Source organism: Bradyrhizobium sp. AUGA SZCCT0177 (assembly GCF_018130125.1).
Classification (GTDB): domain Bacteria; phylum Pseudomonadota; class Alphaproteobacteria; order Rhizobiales; family Xanthobacteraceae; genus Bradyrhizobium.
Genome location: NZ_JAFCMA010000062.1, coordinates 1 through 22,426, shown reverse-complemented (window position 1 = coordinate 22,426; position 22,426 = coordinate 1). Strand labels below are relative to the sequence as shown.

At 62.2% G+C, this 22,426-nt stretch carries 9 protein-coding genes; 8 read left to right on the top strand and 1 reads right to left on the bottom strand.

Translation table 11 applies throughout. The annotated features are described in order from the left end of the window. Positions 1–414: 414 nt before the first annotated feature. A complete protein-coding gene (locus JQ597_RS36980) occupies positions 415–720 on the top strand; it encodes a hypothetical protein (RefSeq protein ID WP_212270302.1) in 306 nt (101 codons plus the stop codon). 97 nt (positions 721–817) lie between these two features. Here JQ597_RS36980 and JQ597_RS36975 read toward each other — a convergent pair whose 3' ends face one another. Continuing rightward, positions 818–1,177: a hypothetical protein gene (locus JQ597_RS36975; RefSeq protein WP_212270301.1), complete on the bottom strand. Its 360-nt coding sequence runs from the start codon at positions 1,175–1,177 to the stop codon at positions 818–820. A 421-nt stretch (positions 1,178–1,598) separates the two neighbouring features. Here JQ597_RS36975 and JQ597_RS36970 point away from each other — a divergent pair, with 421 nt between their 5' ends. The 7 genes from JQ597_RS36970 to JQ597_RS36940 form a co-directional block, all read left to right on the top strand. Then, positions 1,599–2,747, top strand: coding sequence for an amidohydrolase (locus JQ597_RS36970; RefSeq protein ID WP_212270303.1), 1,149 nt, complete (start codon positions 1,599–1,601; stop codon positions 2,745–2,747). Positions 2,748–2,974: 227 nt separating this feature from the next. Further along, entirely contained in the window at positions 2,975–5,371 is a 2,397-nt protein-coding gene (locus tag JQ597_RS36965; protein WP_212270300.1) for a TonB-dependent receptor, read from the top strand. A 365-nt stretch (positions 5,372–5,736) separates the two neighbouring features. Then, a complete protein-coding gene (locus tag JQ597_RS36960; RefSeq protein WP_212270299.1) occupies positions 5,737–5,967 on the top strand; it encodes an MbtH family protein in 231 nt (76 codons plus the stop codon). Between the two features lie 20 nt (positions 5,968–5,987). Further along, positions 5,988–6,743 carry a thioesterase II family protein gene (locus tag JQ597_RS36955; protein ID WP_212270298.1) on the top strand — a complete coding sequence of 252 codons (756 nt, stop codon included), beginning with the start codon at positions 5,988–5,990 and terminating at the stop codon, positions 6,741–6,743. Further along, entirely contained in the window at positions 6,712–7,680 is a 969-nt protein-coding gene (locus JQ597_RS36950; RefSeq protein ID WP_212270297.1) for a TauD/TfdA family dioxygenase, read from the top strand. Before JQ597_RS36955 ends, JQ597_RS36950 begins: the two co-directional genes overlap by 32 nt. Before the next feature lie 51 nt (positions 7,681–7,731). Next, on the top strand, positions 7,732–17,514 hold the full coding sequence (locus JQ597_RS36945; RefSeq protein ID WP_212270296.1) for a non-ribosomal peptide synthetase: 9,783 nt from the start codon (positions 7,732–7,734) through the stop codon (positions 17,512–17,514). Between the two features lie 2 nt (positions 17,515–17,516). Next, the coding region (locus JQ597_RS36940; RefSeq protein WP_212270295.1) for a non-ribosomal peptide synthetase at positions 17,517–22,426 on the top strand (4,910 nt) is incomplete at its 3' end.

The window sequence follows — 22,426 nt, the reverse complement described above, 5'->3', positions numbered from 1 at the left end:
CACGGCATAAGCCGTAAAGCCATTGCGCAGGGAAGGCCGGGTGTTCTCCGCTGCCCTGTATGCTCGTGTGCATTTTGCTTTGTGCAAACCGCACGCGAGACCGCGGGTGCAGCGCGCACCCGGTCTTCCCTGCGCCCTCTATTTTTCGAGGGCAAGGAATTTCTGGCAGAGCTCGGGCATATTAGGCCGCGAGATCGCGGATTCATGTCCGCGTGTTCATGCTGGGCAATCTGTTCTCTACAGTTTCGAGCCATTCAAATTTGAAACGCAGGCGATCGCTTGATGGCAATCACGTCAGGGCGTATCGATTGTCCGGCGCTGACGTTGGTCGCGCAGGGTGCGTTTCTCTGAGCACATTGTGGCCTTCGCGGCCGCCCGCCATGGGCGCGAACAAGGAAGAGGATCCGAGCAGTCATGCAATCAGACACGGATAGCGAATCTGCCGGCGCAGAGATGCATCGGTCCATTATGACGGCCTTCTGCGATGTCCTTCGTACCACCCAGCTGCCGCCCATGACCGTCATGAGCCTTGCCGCGTCCGCGCTCGGAGCCGTCTACAGGGAAGTCGCCGATCAGCATCGTTGTGATGACGGTTGTCCCTGCGGCTGGAAGCCGAATCTGCGTGCCGATGTCGAGGCTTTGCAGGCGGCGCTGGCAGCGAGAACACAGACTGTCCCGTCCAGTGACTTGCGCGTCATGCAAGCCGTCGGACGTGCATGAGTCATGCGCGACCCCGGCCGACCTTGTGCGTAGCGGTTGGCTTTGAACGCCGCCGTCTACGCTGATCCCGCCGTCTGCTTCGGAAATATTGTCATGTTCACGGCCGGTGATCGACGGGGGCGGATCGAAGGCGCGCCCCGAGCTTGTGCTCGCCGGTGTGCCTGCGCCTGGCGCCAAAATGGCAAATGACGGCATCGAGGCTTTCGCCGGGCATTCGCAACCTGCGCCCATGCTCGGCCAGCCAGACCTCGATCGTTGCGATCGACGCCTTCCCAAGCCCGGGTATTTCCGAAAGCTCGTGCTTTGTGTGCAACGATAGTATTTCCGGCAGGAAAGCAGCGCGATCGGCCGTGTGCCGTACCACCAACGGTGCGTACGGCGCATTTTCCGTCAACTGAATGATCCGATCCGGCAAAACTGGTTCAGGTTTAACGGTCGTGCTCTTTGTCTTGGCCATATGAGACAGACTCACCTTTGACATGACGGGCAGGCTGAATTGGATCGCTTCTAGGTCTGCTCGCAAAAAAGCGCGGTTGCGTCAAATCTCACGGCGCATTCATGCGTGTGCGTTGCAGGAGAGGTTTGGAATATTTCTAATGGTGACAGGATTTCGGCTTGTTGCTCCAATGACTGGGTTTTTAAGCAAGGCGAGCGAGCCGTCTGGATCGTTTTCGATGGTTCTTTCAAATTGTTCTAAGCTTGGTTCGATACCAAATTTTGATCGATTCAAGATCGACTTCACCCGATGCGATTGTCCTGATGTGATGACAACGATCAGGTTCCTGTCCTTGCGACTCGTTCCTGGTGTTATGTGATGTCATGATCAACGCCCGAAATCGGGGCCTATTGAGCTGAACGTGATGAGCATGAGCATGAGCATGTTTTTGGTTGAGCGGGAATTGACGGAACTGATTGCGTGGCGGCACCAGCTCCACAGCAAGCCCGAATTGTCAGGGCAGGAAGAGAAGACCGCGCAAGCAGTGCAGGCGCTTCTCAATGCAACTGGTGCCGACAAGGTCGTCACGGGACTTGGCGGGCATGGCCTGCTCGGGATCTACCAAGGAGATGCACCTGGCCCGACGATCATGCTTCGCGCCGAGCTGGATGGATTGCCGATTCAGGAGATCTCGGCTCTGCCGTATCGGTCGTCGGTACCAGGAAAAGCGCATCTTTGCGGTCACGACGGTCACATGACGATTTTGGCGGCGGTGGCGCGCGGCTTGGATCGTCAGCGCCCGCAACGAGGGCGGGCCGTACTGCTGTTTCAACCGGCGGAAGAGGATGGATCTGGCGCCGCTGCTGTCCTCGCTGACGAGAAGTTTGAGCAGGTGCAGCCCGATTTTGTGTTCTCGTTGCACAATTTGCCGGGACTTCCTCTTGGGCAAGTTTCGATCGCCGAGGGGCTGGTCAACTGCGCCTCTCGCGGTATGCAGATCAAACTGTCCGGGCGAACCTCGCACGCGTCGAGCCCCGAACTCGGTGTTTCGCCGCAGGCAGCCATCGCGAGGCTGTTGGACGAGATCGATGCGCTCGGACGGGGCGGGGCGCTCGACGAAGAGTTCTCCATGGTGACCGTCACCCATGCGAGGTTGGGAGAACCGGCGTTCGGCATCTCGCCCGGTCATGCCGAGGTCTGGGCGACACTCAGGACGTTGACCGATTCGAAGATGGACGCCCTTCGCGCGCAGGCCGAAAGCCTGGTCCAGAGCGTGGCGGCAAGCGAAGGACTGAAGGCGGAGATCATCTATCGCGATGTGTTCAATCATTGCATGAATGACGCGGAGGCCGTCGTCCATCTCCGGAGCGCGCTGGAGGCAGAGGGCGTGCCGTATTCCGGGCAGAGGCTGCCGATGCGGGGGTCGGAGGATTTTGGACGTTTCAACTACCGGTCAAAGGCCGCGATGTTTTTCCTGGGGGCGGGCACGCGGCATCCCGGCCTGCATCAGCCGGACTATGATTTTCCGGACGAATTGATCGAAATCGGCTCGCGGGTCTTCATCCGTGCATTACGTAATCTGTTGGGATGAGATGGCGCGCAGCTGACGTCACGCACGTGATTGAATTTCGCGCGCAGCTTGCAAATTTAGAATGCTTAAAAATTAGAACGATTGGAAACTGCGCGGTGTTGCTCGATCGCCACTGATGCAATCTGTTGCGCGCGCATAGCGTTACCTTAGATAGCTTCTACTCGCTGTTTCCACTCGCGAAGATAGAACGGCCTCAGGGACCTGCTTATGGGCTTTGGGGTGGAAGTATGACGTATAAGATTGCGACCAGAAATGTTGTGCGCGCTGTTTCGTTGGGCGCGGTAAGTTATCTTGCTCTTTCGCTCGATTTTGCCAGCGGTCAGAAAGCGTTCGCGCAGAGCTTGCCGCCCGTCACGGTAGATGCTCCGACCCAGCAGCGCGCGCGGCCCGCGGCACGGAGAACGCAACCGTCCACGTCGCGCGTGCAACGCCGCGTCGCCGCGCCCGCGCCTCGCCGCGTCGAACCGGTTCCGTATCTGACACCTTCGACCGGAACACTCGGTGCGCCGCCGGCCCCCTATGCGGGCGGGCAGGTGGCGACGGGCGGAAGCCTCGGCCTTCTCGGCAACCGCGGCGTGATGAATACACCGTTCAACCAGACCAGCTACACTGCGGAATTGATTGCGAATCAGCAGGCCCGCACGATTCGTGACGTGCTGGCGAATGATCCTTCGGTCAGAGTGATACAGGCGGCAGGTGGCGGCGCCGACGGTCTGTTCATTCGCGGCTTCTATTACGACAGCGGCGATTACAGTTTGAACGGCCTGGCCGGCATCGCGCCATACTACTCCACGGGTGCAAATTTCGTCGAGCGCGTCGAGGTTCTGAAGGGTCCGAGCGCCTTGCTCAACGGCATGACGGTTGGCGGCACCGGTGCGACGAGCGGCGGCGCTGTCGGCGGCACCGTCAATCTCATCACCAAGCATGCTCCGGATGTCGATATTACGCGGCTGACGGGGACCTACGTTTCCAGATCGCAGTTCGGACAGATCACCGACGTCAGCCGGCGCTACGGCGAGCACAAGGAGTGGGGCGTCCGGCTGAACAGCACCTATTCGAACGGCGGCACCCCGTGGAATCGCCAGACCGACGAATTCGGCAACGCTGTCCTGGGCCTTGATTATCGGGGCGAGAACGCGCGCGTGGAAGTCGATATCGGCTATCAGGCCGACAATCTGAATCCGCCGCTGCGCTTCTTCAACACGCCTGGCGCCACGGCCGCACCCGCGACGCAGTTCATTCCCGCGCCGCCGAAGGCGGGGCTCAATTTCCAGGTTCCGTGGGCCTATTACACGCCGACGGACTTTTTCTCGACCGTAAGGAGCGAGGTGGATCTTGCCGACAACCTAACCGCCTATGCGGCTTTTGGTTATCACGACAGCAACATCAACTATGCCTACCCTTCGCCCAACATCTCCAATATCGCGCCGGGTGCCATAACGATCCCTCCGGGAACGTTGCAGGCGGGAGGCTTGTGGTCGCGACCGCTGATGGGGAGTGAGAGGTTCGAGACGCTCGCGGGCGAGGCTGGCGTTCGTGCAACGGTGGACACCGGTCCCGTTAGACATGCCTTGAACTTCAACTATTCGGAGAACGACCGAACCTATGACCAGCAGGTCCGGACGCGGTCCGCTAATGCCCTGACCGATATTATTTTCTGGAACCTCTACACCGAGCCGACCAATATTCCCAAGCCCAACTTCACGACATTGTCGGCCAGTCAGGTCACCCACGTGAATCTGTCGAGCTTTGGCGTTTCCGATACGATGTCGACGTGGAACAATCGCGTCCAGTTGACCGTCGGTGTCCGTCGCCAGACCGCAGGGAGTGAGATCAACAACGTATTTGCTACAGTGGCCAATCCGAACCGGCCGTTCCAGTCTGAAAGCGTGTGGACCCCGGCCTATGCCCTCGTGGTCAAGCCGGTCGAGAATATCTCGCTTTACGCAAACTACATCGAAGGACTCCAGACACCGACCGTCGTTGGCGGCGCTTTCACCAACGTGGGTACCGTATTCCCGCCCAGCAAGACCACCCAGGCCGAGGCCGGTGTCAAGTTCGATACGGGCCGCCTGACCACGACCCTCAGTATGTTCGAGATCGAGCAGGCGAGCATTATCGCGGTGGGAACGGGCGTGACGGCGACCCAGCAACTTAACGGCAGGCAGCGCAATCGCGGCACTGAACTCAATGTGTTCGGCGAAATAACCCCCGAATTCCGGGTGCTTGGCGGCGTGGCGTTGATCGACGGCAGGCAGGTTGCCACGCCCACCGTGGCCGGCGTGAATACCGACGGCAGGAAGGCGGTCGGCGTGCCCGGCTTCAACGCCAACATCGGTGCGGAGTGGGATACGCCGTTGCGCGACCTGACACTCACGGGCAGGGTGATCTATACCGCCTCGCAGTATGCCAACGTGACCAATACCCTTTCCATCCCGGAATGGACGAGGGTTGATATCGGAGCGCGTTATACCCTGACGTCTCCGTGGAACGGCAAGCCGATCGTGATCCGTGCCAATGTCGAGAACGTCTTCAACAAGACCTATTGGGCGTCGGCCTACAGCGGTGTGATCACGCTTGCCGCGCCGCGCACCTATCTGGTGTCGACGACGTTCAACTTCTAAACGTTGCGCCGTTTTCCGGCAGTGCGTGCCGTCGCGGATTTCATCCGCGGCGGCATTGTCTTGTTCGGGGGTCGTTCTCATTCCGACGGAATTGATGACAATGCGATGAAAAAAACTCGAGAGCTGGTGTCCGATTTCCAGAACGAAAAATGTTCCAGCTTGGATGATTAGAATTCGACAAAATATGGATCGCCTTGCAAATCAGTCACTTGCCGCGTACGCCCGATCGCTGCGCAGAGGTTGTATTTTCCACTAACGCGCCACCTTGGAGCTATTAAAAACTGCGTCGCCGATATTGCTTTGACCATCATTTGCTTCTGACCTAGTCAGACGCCGTTGCTTCGTTTTTCTGAAAGGTGCCGGCCATGATGGTTTTTGACAGAGAAGACGTCACCTTCACCGTCGTCATTAATCACGAAGAGCAATATTCGATCTGGCCGACGTTCAAGGATATTCCAAACGGCTGGACGGCAGTCGGCAAGACCGGCACCAAGAAGGAATGCCTGGATCACATCGAGCAGGTGTGGACCGACATGCGTCCCCTGACGCTGCGCAAATTCATGGACGAAGCGCCTCCTGCGCCGAAATCGGCTTAGCAAGCGGAGCCCGTCTTCCGATGCGGCTTTTTTGTCTGCCATACTCCGGCGGCAGCGCCATGTTCTATGCGCGGTGGCGCAGGCTGCTGCCCGCTTGGATCGACGTCCGGCCGGTCGAGTGGCCCGGACGCGGCGCGCGGATGGACGAGCCATTGGCGACCGATCCCCGAGCGCTCGCCGTGCAACTCGCCGCAGAGATCGACGCACAGCTTGATGGTCCTTATGCGCTGTTCGGGCACAGCCTCGGCGCGCTGATTGCGTTTGAGGTTGCCCACAGTCTGCTCGATCGCGGCGCATCCGCGCCGGCCATCTTCTTCGGGTCGGGCACGGAGGCGCCGGCCGTTCGAGACGGAAGCAAATGGCGCCTGCCGCTGAGCGACGAAGCGCTGCTGAAGGAACTGCGCAATCTTCAGGGGACGCCCGACGAAGCACTGGCGAATGCGGAACTCATGCGATCGGCGTTGCCGGTGCTGCGCGCCGATTTCCTGATGTGCGGCGCCTATACCTATCGGCCGCGGCGTCCGCTGCCGTGTTCCGTCCACATCTTCGGCGGCATCGACGACGAGACCAGCCGCCAGTCGCTGGAAGCCTGGCAGCAGGAGACCTCAGCCGAGTTCGCGCTCGACATGCTGCCGGGACATCACTTCTTCATTCACACGCAGCAAGCCGAACTGCTCGACCTGGTCGGATCGGCCCTGGCCCGGCAATCGGGACGGTCGATTGGTTCGCATTGGAGCAAGGATCATGAGCGCATTCTCCGTCCTGCCACTCGTTGAAGGCAAGAGCCTTCCGTTGTTGCTGAAGGCCGACAAGGCCGGGCAGCCGCTCGGCGCAGCGCTTCCGATGCTGCGAGATACCATCGACCGGCATTTGACCGATTGCGGCGGCATCGTATTTCGTGACTTCTCTCTCGATGGCCCCGACGCGTTCCGGGCTTTCGCGGCCGATTTTGGCCATCCGCTGCTCAGCTACGAGTTCGGATCGACGCCGCGCTCGCAGGTCACTTCCGGCGTCTACACGTCCACCGAATACCCGCCGCACCAGCATATCCCGCTGCATAACGAGCAGGCCTATACCAAGGACTGGCCGATGAAGATCTGGTTCTATTGCATGCAGCCGGCACAAGAGGGCGGCGAGACGCCGATCGCCGACAGCCGCGCGATCCATCGAGACATGCCGTCAGCCATTCGGGAGCGTTTCGCCGAGAGGGGCGTGATGTATGTCCGCAATTACGGCAACGGCTTCGATGTCGACTGGCAGCAGGTGTTCGGCACCGAGTCCAGGTCGGAGGTCGAGGCCTATTGCGCCCGCCATGACATCGACTGTGAATGGAAAGAAGACGGCGAACTGCGGACGCGCCAGATCTGCCAGGGCACGGCACGTCACCCCGTAACGGGCGACTGGGTCTGGTTCAATCAGGCTCATCTGTTTCACGTCTCGAATCTCGAGCCGGAGGTGCGTGAGAGCTTGCTCGACGTTGTCGGCGACGAGGTCGAGCTGCCGCGCAACGTGTTCTACGGCGACGGGGCGCCGATCGACGACGAGACGCTGACCACCGTGCGCAACGTGCTGGAGGCGCACAAGATCAGCTTTCCCTGGCAGGCCGGCGATGTCGTCATGCTCGACAACATGCTCACCGCGCATGCGCGCGCGCCGTTCAAGGGCCCGCGCAAGGTGATCGTCGCCATGGCTGAAGCGCATCGGCAGAGCTGATCGTCCCTCGCTGCCCGCGAGGCGGAGATTTCCGGACTGGATTTCGAGAAAATGTATCAAGACAATCTCGTCGAACGACTACGCGGCTACGCAGCGTTGCGTCCGGATCGGGTGGCGTTGCGCTTCCTCGAAGGCGATGATGTCGCCGGCCAATTGACATTCGCCGCTCTCGATACAAGGGTTCGCGCCGTCGCGTCCCGGTTGCAACAATTGGGCGGCGCGGGCGAGCGGGCGGTCATCCTGCTGCCCAGCGGGCTCGACTATGCCGTGGCATTCTATGCGTGTCTTTACGCGGGTGTGATCGCGGTTCCGGCGTATCCGCCTGAAGGTGCTGCCGATCGCTATGCAGGTCGCCTCAACGGCATTCTGCGCGACGCGACGCCGCGCTTCATTCTGACGGAAACAAATCTGCGTGCTGCCGTGGAAGCGGCGATCCCCGAACAGGCCAATGTCCGGATTATCGAGGTTGATGCGGTTTCGTCTGAACTCGCTGCGCAATGGCGAGAGACAAGTCCTGCGGCGAATGCTGTCGCTTTCCTGCAGTACACGTCGGGGTCGACGTCGCAACCGAAGGGGGTTTGCGTCTCGCACGCCAATCTGACGGCTAACGAGAAGGCCATCCAGGCCGTCACAGGAGGAACGCTCGACGATGTTTTCGTCAGCTGGCTGCCGCTCTATCACGACATGGGACTAATCGGTGGACTGCTGAATCCATTGTTCACCGGCTTTACCGCTGTCTTGATGTCGCCGCGCAATTTTCTCGAGCGGCCTCGACGGTGGCTTGAGGCTATCGACCGTCACGGCGGAACGTTGAGCGGTGGCCCCGATTTTGCCTACGCGTTGTGTGCCGATCGGGTTTCCGATGACACGATCGGCCGGCTCGACCTGAGCCGTTGGAGATTCGCATTCTCCGGCTCGGAGTTTGTCCGCAAAACCACGCTTCAGAGATTCGGCGAGCGATTTGAGCGGACCGGTTTTGATCGACGTGCGTTAACCGCCTGCTACGGTCTGGCTGAGGCGACGCTGCTGGTGACGGCAGGAAGCCCAATGACCGAATCCGTCAGCCATACGCTCGATACAGCCGCGCTCGCGGCGGGTCGTATTGCGAACGCCGGTGAAGGCACCGACCTGGTGGCCTGCGGTCAAACGGTCGGCGATCATGTCACGCGCATCATGCGCACGGATGGATCGACGGTCACAGAGGCTGACGAGGTCGGCGAGATCTGGGTCGCCGGTCCCAGCGTTGGGCTCGGGTACTGGAATAATCCGGAAGCCACGTCCAAGGCATTCGTCGAGCGGGATGGCATGCGCTGGCTGCGCACCGGAGATCTCGGCTTCATTCGAGACGGCACGCTGGTCGTCACCGGCCGGCTCAAGGATCTCCTGATCGTCCGCGGGCAGAACGTCTATCCGACGGATGTCGAGCAGGCGGTGGAGGCCGCCGTCGAGTTGGTTCGCAGCGGCCGGGTGGCCGCTTTTGCGGTCGAGATCGACGGACGGGAAAGCATTGGAGTCGCGGCCGAGTTCAGCCGTGTTGTTCTTAGGCGCAGCGATCCCGGGGTTCTTGCTCAGGCCATCGGCGAGGCTGTGCTTCGACAGGCTCAGGAATATCCGGCTGTCATCATCCTGTTGAACCCGCAGGGGATGCCGCTGACGACCAGCGGGAAGCTGCAGCGTTCCGCCTGCAGCGCGCGTTGGGCCGACAACACGCTCGACAGTTTCATGGTCTTCGAAAGAGGGCGTCGTCGCGATGGCGCCGCATTGGCGGCGCCCGCGGGCGATACCGAGCGTGCCCTGGCGTCGATCTGGCGCGACGCGCTCGGCGTGCAGGCTGTCCACCGAGAGGACGATTTCTTCGTATTGGGCGGAAACTCGATCACGGCCGGACAAACGGCCGCCGCGATCCGCGAACGCTTCGGCGTCGAGCTGGAACTGCGCAGCTTCTTCGATGCGCCGACGCTCGCAGCCTTCGCAGGGCGGATCGATACCCTGGTGGGTGAAGGCGCGGGGCGGACTCTCCCGCCGATCCAGCGGGCGGCGCCGGCAAGCCGCATGATCTTGTCCCATGCCCAGGAACGGCTGTGGTTTCTCTGGAACATGGACCCCGGCGGAACGGCCTACACGGTTGCCAGCACCGTACGGCTGAAAGGAAAGCTCGATCATGCCGCCTTGTCGCGGGCGATTGCGGAAATCGTCCAGCGCCATGAGGTGTTGCGCACCACGTTTGCCGCGCACGAAGGCCGCGCAGAGCAGGTGGTTCATGGCTCGCTGAGTGTTGCCATCCGGCACAAGGATCTCCGCTCATATCCCGCGCACGCCCGTGCCGAACACGCCGCGGGGCTCGGTCAGTCCGAACTCGCCAAACCGTTCGATCTCGTCAATGGGCCGTTGTTGCGGGCGGCCCTGTTGCAGTTCGCAGACGATGAGCACGAACTGTTGCTGCTGGCTCACCACATTGTCGTCGATGGCTGGTCGCTCGACGTGATGCTCCAGGAGTTGGCGGGGCTTTATCGCAGCTTCATCCGGGAGGGCGTCGGTCCACCGCCGGTGCCGATGGTTCAATATGCGGATTTCGCAAGCTGGCAACGCGATTGGCTTGCGGGAGGTGAGGCAGACCGGCAGCTAGCTTATTGGCGTTCAAAGCTGGGTGACATGCACCCGGTGCTGGCTCTGCCCCATGACCGGCAGCGTCTGGCGGCGCAAAGCCATGGCGGAGATACGATCGGCGTTACGATCGACGGCGCGTTGGCCGCCCGGCTCCGCGAGATCGCGGGAAAACATCGCGCGAGCGTCTTCATGCTGCTGCTCGCGGCGTATCAGGGGCTGCTATATCGCTATGCGGGCCAGAGCGATGTGCGCGTCGGTGTGCCCGTAGCCGGGCGTCGTCACGCGCAGCTCGAACGATTGATCGGTTGCTTCGTCAATACGCTGGTGCTGCGTGCCGAGATCGTCGATGGAGCGACGTTCCCGGACCTGCTCCAACAGGTCAAGGGAGCGGTGATCGATGCGCTCTCCCATCAGGATCTTCCGTTCGAGATGCTGGTTGATGGTCTGCGGCCTGAACGCAGCGGTGGTCATAACCCGCTGTTCCAGGCGAAGTTCAACTATATGAAGGCGCCGAGCGGATTTGACGGCGTCGAAGGACTTGCTGCCGAGATCGACATCCTGGACCTTGCGGGTTCGCATTTCGATCTCGCGCTTGATATCGTCGATGGCGCCAATGGCATGAAGGCGACCTTCAACTACGCCACCGATCTTTTCGACTCCGCGACGATCTCGCGGCTGGCGACACAGTTCGGCTCGCTGCTCCGCCAGATCGCGGAAGACGCAGAACGCCTTGTGTCGGACTTCGTCATCGACGATGCGAATCGGCAGCTGGTGCCGAGCCAGACCGCTGCGTTCCGATGCACCGATGTGGTCAGTCTTTATCGCGCCTCGACGGCCGATCGACAGACCGCGGTTGCCATCCAATGCGGCAGCGAGAGACTGACTTTCGCGGACCTCGAGCGGAAGTCGGAGGGTATCGCGCGCATGCTCGCTGCCGGGGGAGTGACACGGGAAACGCCTGTTGGGCTCTGGATCGAGCGCTCGCCGGCCTTCGTGACGGCGCTGCTCGGCGTGCTCAAGGCCGGCGGTGCCTATGTGCCGCTCGATCCGAAATGGCCGGTGGAACGGGTCCGAGGCATCCTGGCGGATGGCGGGATCGAGATCGTGTTGGCGTCCGGTGAGAAGCTGGCCGAGGCGCTTACGCTTGATTGCCTTGTGCTCGATGCGGACGCCGACGCCACCTCTGAAGAATTGTCGAGCGCGCCTCCGGGCAGCACGATTCATCCGGCGCAGACCGCTTATGTGATCTACACGTCGGGATCGACCGGGGCGCCCAAGGGCGTCGCCGTGTCGCACGGTGCGCTGGCCAATTATGTCCAGGCCCTGCTGCAACGCGTGCAGCCGTCGCCGAGTGCAAGCATGGCGATGGTTTCTACCGTCGCGGCCGATCTCGGCCACACCGTGCTGTTCGGCGCACTTGCCTCCGGGGCGACGCTGAATCTATTGGTTCCGGAAGCCATCCTCGATGCGGATTTGTTTGCGAAGGCGATGCGGGATGGTGACGTCGGCATTCTCAAGATCGTGCCCAGCCATCTGCGCGGCCTGTTGCAGGCGTCACGCTCGGCCGATCTCTTGCCCCGCGATGTCCTGATTCTCGGCGGTGAGGCCTGCGACGCTGATCTGTTGAACGAAATCCGTCAATTGCGGCCGCAATGCCGAATTCTCAATCACTATGGTCCGACGGAAACGACGGTCGGGGCGGTTACGCATGAATGGGAGCCTGCAGGGGAGGCAGGTCCGGTTCCGATCGGCTTGCCGCTCGCTAATTTGCGCGCCCATGTGCTGGACGACACGCTAAGCGAGGTGCCGATCGGCGTCACCGGTGAACTCTATATCGGAGGTGCCGGGCTCGCGCGGGGCTATCGTGGTCAGCCTGGCCTGACCGCCGAACGCTTTGTCCCGAATCCGTTCGGACCGGCCGGAGAGCGGCTCTACCGGACCGGGGATCGGGTTCGTTGCGATCAGTCGGGGCGGTTGGTGTTCCTCGGCCGTGGCGACGATCAGATCAAGCTGCGCGGCTATCGCATCGAGCTTGGCGAGGTGGCGCGCGCGGTCAAGGCGTTGCAGGAGATAGACGACGCGGTGGTGATTGCCCGCGCCATTGGGAGAGGCGCCGAACGGCAGGAACTCGTCGTGTACTGCGTTCCCCGCTCCGGCATGGCGCCGACGGCGGAGGCAACCAAGCAGCAACTGGCTGCCGTCCTGCCGGAATACATGGTGCCGTCGCGCGTCGTTCTGCTGGAGCGCCTGCCGCTCACGCCAAACGGCAAAGTGGATCGCAAGGCGCTGCCGGAGCCGGATCAAGACACGGTCGTCGCGAACTACGCGGCCCCCGAGGGAGAGACCGAGGAGGCAATCGCTGCGATCTGGCGCGAGGTGCTCGGCCGGGAGCAAATTGGCCGCAACGACAATTTCTTTGAACTCGGCGGCGATTCAATTCTCAGCCTGCAGATCATCGCGCGGCTGCGCAAGCGTGGCATTCGTCTGACGCCGAAACAGGTCTTTGGACAGCAAACCGTGGCGCGTCTGGCAACGGTAGCGACGATCACAGTGGTGCCTGTCGCAAGGAGAGAGAAGTCGAAAGCGGAGACCATCGCCGGGAGCGACCGGGTAACCGGCGGGCATCGCCTGCTGCCGATCCAGACCCGTTTCTTCGATGAGGACGCCGGCAACCGGAATCACTGGAACCAGGCCGTGCTGCTGGTGCCGCAGTCGCGGCTGGACTGGGAGCTGCTGCGACGTGCGCTGGCTGCGGTCGTGGATCATCATGATGCCCTGCGCTTGCGGTTCGAGCAGGTAGACCGCTCGTGGCGGGCAGAATATGGCGCAGCGCCTGCCCCGTCGGAATTGGTGTGGGTTCGGACGGATGTCCTCGACGCCGCGCAGGTCACGGCGATTGCGTCAGCCGCGCAAGAGAGCCTGTCGTTGTCATCGGGTCCCTTGTTGCGCGCGGCAGCAATGGATCTTGCCGATGGCAGTCAACGACTGCTGATCGCGATTCATCATCTGGCGGTTGACGGCGTGTCGTGGCGGGTTCTGCTGGAAGACTTGGCCGCAGCCTACGGCCAGCTGAAGCAGGGCGCTGCCACTGTCTCGCTGCCGCCGAAGAGCGAAACCTATGCGTCGTGGGGGGAGCGGCTGCACGCCTATGCGGCCACCCCGGAGCTTGCCGATGAGCTGTCGTTCTGGCTCGCGCGCGGAGCGGGTGCCGACCTGCCATGCGATAATGATCACGGTGATCTGGATCTCGTCGGGGACGGCGAAGAGGTGCCGCTGGTACTCGATACCGAATTGACGTCGAGGCTGCTGCAGCAAGCGCCATCCGCCTATCGGACGCAGGTCAATGATCTGTTGCTGGCGAGCCTGGTGCGCGCTGTCTCGCGCTGGTCCGGGCTCGAAGATTTGACGATCGAACTCGAGGGGCATGGCCGTGAGGACATTTTTCCCGTGACGGATATTTCCCGCACGGTGGGCTGGTTTACAACAGCGTTCCCGGTGCGGCTCCATGGTGGATCAAGCGACGACGCATCACTGATCAAATCGGTCAAGGAAGAACTCCGCGCCGTCCCGAACCGTGGAATTGGCTACGGCGTGTTGCGCTATCTCGGTTCCGAGGAGCAGCGCAGTGCGCTGGCGCGGCTGGCGGAGCCGCGGATCGTGTTCAACTATCTCGGCCGGTTTGATGGCAGCGTAGGTGCTTCCTCGCTTTTCGACTTCGCACCTGAGAGTTCAGGCCCATCACGTAGTGATGCAGGTCACCTCAGAGGTTGGCTGAATATCACGGGTCAGGTGCGCGAGGGATGTTTGCTTCTGTCCATTGGATACGGGCGCAAGCGTTATCGGCGGGAGACGGTCGAACGGTTGGCGCAAATGTACGAGACTGTCCTGCGTGAACTGGTGACGCATTGCTGCAGCGGTGCATTCGGCATTACGCCGTCCGACGTTGCGTTGTCCGGCCTTGACCAGGCCGATCTCGACAGGCTGGGGACTGCTCTGGACCTGCGCGGTGTCGAGGACATCTATCCGCTTTCGCCGATGCAGCAGGGCATGCTGTTCCACGCGCTCCGGGATGGTGCTGACGACGTCTATGTGAACCAGGTCGGGCTCGAAGTGTTTGGCTTCGATGCCGGCAAGCTGAAAGCTGCGTGGCAGACGGTGAGTGACCGGCACGCCGCATTGCGGACCGGCTTCGTCTGGGAGCATTTGTCGGGCTCAGCGCAGCAGGTGGTGTATGGCCATGTGGCGGTGCCCTTTGTCGAGGAAGATTGGCGCGATCGGGCGGCGGCGCTCGATGGCGGCGGCGAACGCGCCGAGCTGGATGCCGCGCTGGCCGAAGTATCTCGGCGTGAGCGCGAAAACGGTTTTGATGTCTCGCGACCCCCACTGCAGCGGGTGCGTTTGATCCGGCTCGATGACGTCAGGCATTGGCTGATCTGGACCCATCATCACATCTTTATCGACGGCTGGAGCTCGGCGCGGCTGGTTGCGGAGGTGCTGCAGCATGTGAGCGGCGGCACGCTGCCGACGGTGCAAGGCAACTATCGCGACTATATCGCGTGGCTGCAGGGCAGGGATCATGCAGCCGCAGCCACGTTCTGGCGTGATGCGCTGGGAAAGCTGGATACGGCAACCTTGCTGGCGAATGCGCGGGCATCGAACGGCATGGCGCCGGAGGCCAAAGGTCATGCCAGCATCGCGCTTGCGGTGAGCGCAGAGCTGACCGAACGGTTGAAGTCATTTGCGAAGCGAGAGCGCGTGACCCTTAACACGCTCATTCAAGGAGCGTGGGCGCAGCTGTTGCGGCGGCGTTCGGGGCAGGGCGCGGTCTGTTTCGGGGTGACCGTATCGGGCCGGCCGGCGGAACTGGCAGGCTCCGAGGAGATGGTCGGCCTGTTCATCAACACGCTGCCGATCGTCGATGCTCCGAACCCGGAAGCCGCTGTCGGCGATTGGCTGCGCCAGTTGCAGGAGCAGAACCTGGCCTTGCGCGAGCATGGCTGGACGCCGCTGTACGAGATCCAGCGTCTTGCCGGTCATGCCGGGCAGACGCTGTTCGACACAATCCTGGTGTTCGAAAATTATCCGATCGATGAAGCGTTGCGGAAAACAGGGGAAGATGGTCCTCGCCTCGGGCGCGTGGAGCACGTCACGCCCACCAACTATGCGTTGGCTGTCGCCGTGTTCGCCGGAGCGGATGCGCTCAATCTGGAGTTCAATTACGACCGGGCCCGCTTTGACGGAGCCGGGATCGGGCGTCTGCGCGACAGCTTGCGCGGATTGCTGGAGCAGATCGCGGCCAATGCCGAGCGGCCGGTGGGTGATATCGGATTGCCCGACCATGATGAAGCAAGGCGAATTCTGGACTGGAGCTGTGCCTCGAACTTGGCGGCATCGCGGTCTTCCTATGTCGGCGTCGTCGCGCAGATCGAGGCGCGGGCCGCGCAGGCGCCTTCGTCGGTCGCGCTGGTGTGGGGCGATGCGTCAGTCAGCTATGGTGAGTTGAACGCCCGCGCGAACCGGCTGGCGCGACGGCTTCGTCGGTGGGGCATTGGTCCGGATCGCCTGGTCGGCCTGGCGCTGGCGCGCAGCCCGGACATGATGGTCGCGCTGCTGGCGGTCCTGAAGGCCGGCGGCGCCTATCTTCCACTCGATCCGGACTATCCGGGCGATCGCCTCGCCCACATGCTGCGCGACAGTGCGACGAAGTTGGTATTGACGGAAAGCGCGCTGCTCAAGCGTTTTGCGCCAGTGCTCCGCGACACCGGGGTCGAGGCCTTGCGCCTGGACGAGCCGCAGCAGTGGCGCGCCGGTGACGATGCAAGCAATCTCGATGTCGAAATCCACCCGGACAGCCTGGCCTATGTGATCTACACCTCGGGTTCGACGGGAACACCGAAGGGCGTGACGGTCTCGCACGGACCGCTCGCCATGCATTGCGAGGCGATCGGCCGGCTGTACGGCATGAACTCGGGCGATCGGGAGTTTCAGTCGGCTTCGATCAATTTCGACATCGCCCACGAAAGATGGCTGGTGCCGCTGATGACAGGCGGGTCGCTCGTCCTGCCGTCCAGGCCAGGTCTGCTGATCGACGACCTGGTCGGCGAAATCGAGCGTAATTCGGTCACGGTACTCTTCCTGCCTCCGGCCTATGCCGACCAGTTGAGTGAAGCGTTGCGGCACAGCGGCCGACGCCTTTCGCTGAGAGTCTGCATCGTGGGCGGCGAGGCCTGGTCGGATACGGGAATCAAGGCGTTTCGTCGAGCAGTCAATGTCGGGCTTCTGATCAACGCCTATGGTCCGACCGAGACGGTGATCGCGCCGACGGCATGGACTGTCGACGAGGCTGCGTTGACGCCGGGTCAGTACGCGCCGATCGGACGGCCCGTTGGCCTCCGGTCCGCCTACATTCTCGACGCTGAACTCAACATGGTCCCGGCCGGCGTAACGGGCGAGTTGTTCATCGGTGGTATGGGGCTGGCGCGGGGCTACCTGAAACGCGGCGCACTGACGGCGGAACGGTTTATTCCGGATCCGTTCGGTGGCAGCGGCGAGCGTCTCTACCGGACCGGCGATCTGGCGCGGTGGCGGGCTGACGGCGTGATCGAGTATGTCGGACGCTCGGACCATCAAGTGAAGATTCGCGGTTTCCGGATCGAATTGGGGGAGATCGAAGCGCGTTTGCTGGAGCAGCGCGGCGTAAGCGCCGCCGTCGTGGTGGCACGCGAGATAAGAGCGGGACGTCAGCTGATCGCCTACGCAAGCGGCGAGCGGACGCTCGACGGCCAGGCGCTGCGCCAGGCGTTGTCGGCCATGCTGCCCGACTACATGGTTCCCACGACAATCGTGGTGCTCGAGCAACTGCCGCTGACCCCGAATGGCAAAGTCGATCGGCGAGCACTGCCGCCGCCAGACGAGGACGCAGCGGCGCGCCGCCGCTATGCGGCGCCCGAGGACGAAATCGAGATCGCGCTGGCGGAGATCTGGACCGAGTTGCTGGGCGTCGACCGGATCGGACGCAATGATCATTTCTTCGAACTCGGCGGACACTCACTGCTCGCAGTGCGGCTGCTCAGCCGGGTGTCGCAGGATCTCGGCGTGTCGATCCAGATTTCGGATCTGTTCGTTCATCCGGAGCTCGCCCAGTTCGCCCGGATCGTTTCGATCAGGCTGATCGAACGCGAGTTCGATGCAGAAGAACTTCAAGATCTGATCGCGTCGGGATTGTGACAATGGCAGATTTATTGAAACCCGATTTGCGGGAGCTGGATGCAGAAGGATTGAAAAAACTCCTGGCGTTGGCCAAGGGCCGGAGCCGCAACGCCAACAGGGGAGAACCCGTCTCGATACCGGCGGTGCCGCGCGACGGGCCGCTTGCATTGTCCTTTGCGCAGCAACGGCTTTGGCTGCTGGCGCAACTCGACGGCACCAGCACCAACTATCACATTCGCGGCGCGCTGCGCCTCTCGGGCGATCTCGACGTTACCGCCTGGCGTCGCAGTCTGGACCAGCTGTTTGCGCGTCACGAATCCCTGCGCAGCATTTTTCGTGTTGCCGATGGACAGCCCAGCGTCGAGCTGTTGCCTGCCGGTCAGGGCCTGCCTTTGCTCGTACATGATTTGCGGGGCGAACCGGAGCGCGAGCAGGTGCTTGAGCGCCTGTGCGGCGACGAGGCGAATACGTCCTTCGATCTCTCCGAAGGGCCGTTGATCCGCGGTCGTCTCATCCGGATTGCGGAGAGCGACTATCTGTTTCTGCTGACCCAGCACCATATCGTTTCGGACGGCTGGTCCATTGGTGTGCTCGTGCGTGAGCTGAGCGCCTTGTATCGGGCTTTCATGGCCGGCGAGGGCGATCCGCTACCGGCGCTGCCGATTCAGTATCCTGACTATGCCGCCTGGCAACGCCAGTGGCTTGCGGGCGAACGATTGCAGCGGCAGGTCGACCATTGGCGGCAGACGCTGGCGGATGCGCCGGCCTTGCTCGAACTGCCGACCGATCGGCCGCGACAGCCGGTCAGGTCTCTCGCCGGCGTGTCATTGCCGATCGAGATCGACGCCGAGCTTGCACGTGGCATCAAGCAGCTAAGCCAATCTCATCGCACGACCGCATTCATGACGGTGCTGGCGGCATGGGCGGCTGTGTTGTCGAGGCTGTCAGGTCAGAGCGATGTCGTGATCGGTGCGCCGACGGCCAATCGCAACCGGCATGAAATCGAGGGTCTGGTCGGCTTCTTCGTCAATATGCTGGCGCTCCGCGTCGATTTGTCGGGCGAACCTGACGTGGCGGAGCTGCTGAGCCGCGTGCGCGGTGCGACGCTGGCGGCTCAGGACCATCAGGATTTGCCGTTCGAGCAACTCGTCGAGATCATTCAGCCGCCGCGGCGTCTGGACCATGCCCCGGTGTTTCAGGTCGTGTTCGCCTGGCAGAATAACGAGTCGGCAACGTTTGAATTGCCGGGCCTGAAAGCCGAGATCACGGACACTGCTCTGAGCGAGATCAAGTTCGATCTTGAGCTCAACCTGACTGAGGCCGACGGCTGCATCGTCGGGGCCCTGAACTACGCGACGGCACTGTTTGACGAGGCAACCGTTGAGCGTCATCGGGACTATCTGCTTGCCATGCTGCGAGCCATGGTCGCTGATGTGGGTCAGGTCGTCGACCGGATCGATCTGGCTGATGTCGAAGAGCGCGAACTCGTTCTGGAGACCTGGAACCAGACCGCTACGCCGTACCCGTCCGAACATTGCATCCACGAATTGTTCGCCGAGCAGGTCCGAAAGGCACCCGATGCCACTGCGCTGGCGTATGAGAATCTCCGCCTGAGTTACGGCGAACTGGATGCAAGGGCCAACCAGCTCGCGCACTATCTGATCGAACGAGGCGCGGGTCCGGACCAGCCGGTCGCGATCTGCCTGGAACGCGGCATCGCCATGGTCGTCAGCCTGCTGGCCGTACTCAAGGCGGGCGCCGCCTATCTGCCGCTGGATCCCGTCTATCCGTCCGAACGGTTGCGGCAGATCGTCGATGACGCAAAGCCAAAATTACTGATTTGCGACGATGCCGGGCGCGCGGCGCTCGCGGGAACAGCATGCGATATCGTTGATCTGGAAGCGGACGCACCTGTTATCGCCGGGTTGGCGAAATCAAATCCAGAGGTCGCGGGCCTGACATCGCGTCATCTTGCCTACATTATCTATACGTCGGGTTCGACCGGAACGCCTAAAGGCGTGATGGTCGAGCATCGCGGTGCGGTAAACCTGGCGCTCGCCCAACGGGCGCTGTTTGAAGTTTCCGCGGGCAGTCGCGTCGTTCAGTTCGCTTCCTTCAGCTTTGACGCCAGCACCTGGGAAATCGTCATGGCCCTGTGCTCCGGGGCCGAATTGTTTCTGCTCGGCCCGCGAGAGCATCGCAACGCGGCGGAGCTGCTGGATTATCTGGCACACAACGGCATTACGCACGCGACCCTGCCGCCGGCCTTGCTCCAGGGGCGCACGGACCTTGATCGCCTGGCATCGCTGCAGGTGCTTGTCCTCGCCGGTGAATTGCCCAAGGCCGAGTTGATCAAGGGTGTCCCGTCAGGTGTGGCCGTTTTCAACGGTTACGGCCCCACAGAGATAACCGTCTGTGCCACAACCTGGCTGCGGCCGATGGACTTTGAAGGCGGCGTCGTCCCGATCGGTCGACCGCTTCCGAATGCGCAGGTTTATCTGCTGGACAGGTTCGGTGCGCCGGTTCCGCTCGGGGCGATCGGCGAGATCTATGTCGGCGGAGCAGGGGTCGCACGCGGGTATCTCAATCGCGCCGATCTGACCGCGGAACGCTTCGTGTTCGATCCCTTCAGCGGTGATGCAGGGGCACGGATGTATCGCACCGGCGATCTCGGCCGCTATTTGCCGGGTGGCAATATCGAGTTCCTCGGCCGCAATGACCATCAGGTCAAGATCCGCGGCTTCCGCATCGAGTTGGGCGAGATCGAATTTCGCCTGAACGAGCACGCCGGCGTGGCTGATGCGGTGGTGCTGGCGCGCCAGGATCATGACGACGACCAGCGGCTGATTGCTTATGTGGTGCCAACTGCGCAGGATGACGACGGCGGCGATTTCGCGGCTGCAATGCGCAGTCACCTCCGCGCCTGCTTGCCGGAATATATGGTGCCGTCGGCTTTCGTGCGCCTGGAAGCGTTGCCGCTCACGCCGAACGGAAAGGTCGATCGAAAGGCGCTGCCGTCGCCCGAGGACGATGCCTTCGTGCGCCGAAACTATGAAGCACCGCAAGGCGAACGCGAAGAAACGGTTGCCATGGTCTGGACCGAGCTGCTCGGCGTCGAGCGCATTGGGCGGAACGATCACTTCTTTGAACTCGGCGGCCACTCGCTGCTCGCAGTCCGCATGCTGGATCGGTTGCAGCGGCATTCGCTCAGCGCGGACGTGCGCACGCTGTTCGCCAAACCGGTGCTGGCTGATTTCGCGGCGAGCCTTGATGGTGGCGGCGCGGCTGACGTGCCGGCCAACCTGATCCCGACGCAGGCTGCTGCGATCACGCCCGATATGCTGCCACTAATCAGGCTGGAGCAACCCGACATCGACAGGATCGCGGCGAAGGTTCCTGGTGGCGTTGCCAACATCCAGGATATCTACGGATTATCGCCGCTTCAGGACGGCATCCTGTTTCACCATCTGCTGGCAGTGGAGGGCGATCCTTATCTGCTCGTCGGGCAGATGGCGTTTGCAAACCGCGATTTGCTCGAGCGCTATCTCGCAGCCGTGCGGCAGGTGATCGATCGTCACGACATTCTTCGTACCTCCATTGAATGGGAGGGCCTGTCCAGCCCGGCTCAGGTGGTCTGGCGACAGGCTCCTTTGATCGCCACCGAGGTAGAGCTGGACCGCGAAAGCCCGGCGCACGAACAGCTTGCGCAGCGTTTTGATCCGCGACGAAACAGGATCGATCTTGGCCAAGCGCCGCTGTTGCGCTTTGCGGTGGCCCGGGATGCCGGCAAGGATCGCTGGCTGCTGCTGGTCTTGCTGCATCACCTGATCGGCGATCATTCCACCCTGGAGGTGATGCATGACGAAGTCCGGAAGATATTGTCCGGGCGTGGTCATGAACTGGCGGCTTCGTATCCGTTCCGAAATCTCGTAGCCCAGACGCGGGGAGCGGAAGCTACGGCCGGGCATGAGCGTTTTTTCCGCAGCATGCTGTCGGATATCGATGAACCGACCACGCCGTTTGGTTTGGACAGGGTGCACGGCGACGGCCGTGGCGTGACGGAAGCCCGACGAACGTTGTCGCAATCGCTCAACGGACGGCTGCGGGTTCAGGCGCGTCGTCTGGGAGTGAGCCTCGCCAGTCTCTGCCATCTCGCCTGGGGTCAGGTGGTGGCGCGGAGCAGCGGTCGCGGGCGCGTCGTGTTCGGCACGGTGCTGTTCGGCCGCATGCATGCCGGCGCCGGTGGCGACCGCACCATGGGGTTGTTCATCAACACATTGCCGCTGCGGCTGGACCTCGACGACACCGCGGTCGAAGACAGCGTTCGCCGTGCGCATGCCCGGCTCGCCGAACTGATGGCGCATGAGCACGCCTCGCTGGCGCTTGCGCAGCGATGCAGCAAGGTTGCGGCGCCGGCCCCCTTGTTCAGTTCGATCCTGAACTACCGCCATAACGCCATGCCGGCCGGCTCGACCGTGGGTGAGACCGCCGCTGGCGTCGACGGCATCGAGTGGCTCGGCGGCGAAGAGCGTACCAATTACCCTTTGATGCTGTCGGTCGAGGATTACGGTCAGGCATTGGGTCTGACGGCGCAAGTGATCCATCCGCTGTCGCCTGAACGCGTCTGCGCGTTGATGCAGCATGCGCTCGAGCAACTGGCCGATAATCTGGAGCGACGGCCGCAGTTTCCTGTCCGGCAACTCGACATTTTGCCGCCTGAGGAGCGCGAACTCCTGCTCGATACGTGGAATCGGGCGGACGCCGGGTATCCGCGAGACCGCTGTCTTCATGCGCAGTTCGAAGAACAAGCCCGCCGGTCTCCGGATGCAGTGGTGCTGGTATTTGGCGATGCAGCGCTGAGCTATGGCGAGCTGAACAAGCGGGCCAACAGGCTGGCCCGTGACTTGCGGGATTACGGCGTCGGGACGGA